The following is a 1170-nucleotide window of genomic DNA, read 5'->3' as shown; positions in this document are numbered from 1 at the left end:
CAGGGCGGGAGCACACTTTGTTGATATTTTAACCAAAGAATAACTGAGCCCGATAGTCGTCATTCCAGCCGGCTCTTTTTAGCTTGTTTCTCTGACTTCGAGCACCACAATTGCTCTGTTTTACGATATTCAATACGAACCGCCGGAATAGCGCCATATTCTCGACCGCATCCTCCATCGCTATCCTGGAAGCATCCTCGTTGAACACCACATCAAGAATGTAATGCTGGCTGTTCTCTATCCGCCAGTGCTGCCGTATATAGTGCCCTAGCAGCTTGTGCTTGGGGGATAACGAGCTGACATAGTAAGAGGTATCTACCGTTCCTTTTCCGTTGGCGCTGCGGTGACGCTCAACGGCAATGATGCTGCGGATTGTCGGCCATTTCTCCGTCAACTCTGGCGGTAATTTGGCTTTTAATTGAAACACATAACGCTCTTCCTGGCGGCCATGTCCACTCTCTTTGTGCTCGACGACAATCTTCTCTTTCTGGGCGTCAAACAGTGACTGGAATTGCGATTGAACCGCTTGATACAGCTTCGGTTGATTATTCTTGACCTGTACCACTACATGAGCCTTCTTCTCGCTGATTTTCTCCAGTGTCTCACGCTGACAATGCAACGCATCGAGTGTGACAACGGCTCCTTTTAGCTCAAGAATGTCCAGCATATCTTTGACGGTTTCGATTTCCCCCTTCTTGTTAGGGGTTGCTTTCTGGCTTAACACCAGCCCATTTTCGGTATCGTAAGCCGTGACCAACTGAAGCGCATCCTTGGCATTTCCCCGAAAGGAGCCGCGTAACACCTTGCCATCAAAGGCAATGATGGGTTTGCCCTGATGAGTGCGCTGTTCATTGACCCAGCACAGCAACGCTTCAAGCAAGGTATCGATGACAATGCAGCGCAGAATGCGGGCAACCGTGTGACGCCGCGGGATGCCGTTGGCAAAGGGGCGATGCTGACGGAGCCAATCGATCTTTGAATCGCCATAGGTTTCGATGTCATTCCAGCCCTCGGCACCACTCATGATGGCACTGATGACAAGGAACATGACATCAACCAGGTTATGTTTACGATTGATCTCAGAGCGAGTTTCTTCGACAAGGGTAAGGTGTTCAATCAACGTCATAGCGCGTGCCTCCTGCATGGAGACGCGATTAGATCACAGACGAT

1 protein-coding gene is annotated in these 1170 nt (G+C 50.1%); it reads right to left on the bottom strand.

Annotation, left to right across the window (positions count from 1 at the left end; all coding sequences use genetic code 11):
• Positions 1 to 28: 28 nt before the first annotated feature.
• Positions 29 to 1126, bottom strand: coding sequence for an ISAs1-like element ISAs1 family transposase (locus tag ACB030_RS20295; RefSeq protein ID WP_010676219.1), 1098 nt, complete (start codon positions 1124 to 1126; stop codon positions 29 to 31).
• Between the last annotated feature and the right edge of the window lie 44 nt (positions 1127 to 1170).

Source organism: Aeromonas sp. S16(2024) (genome assembly GCF_041403065.1).
GTDB lineage: Bacteria > Pseudomonadota > Gammaproteobacteria > Enterobacterales > Aeromonadaceae > Aeromonas.
The sequence above is the reverse complement of the archived record's forward strand: the minus strand, read 5'-3'. Positions and strand labels throughout refer to the sequence as shown.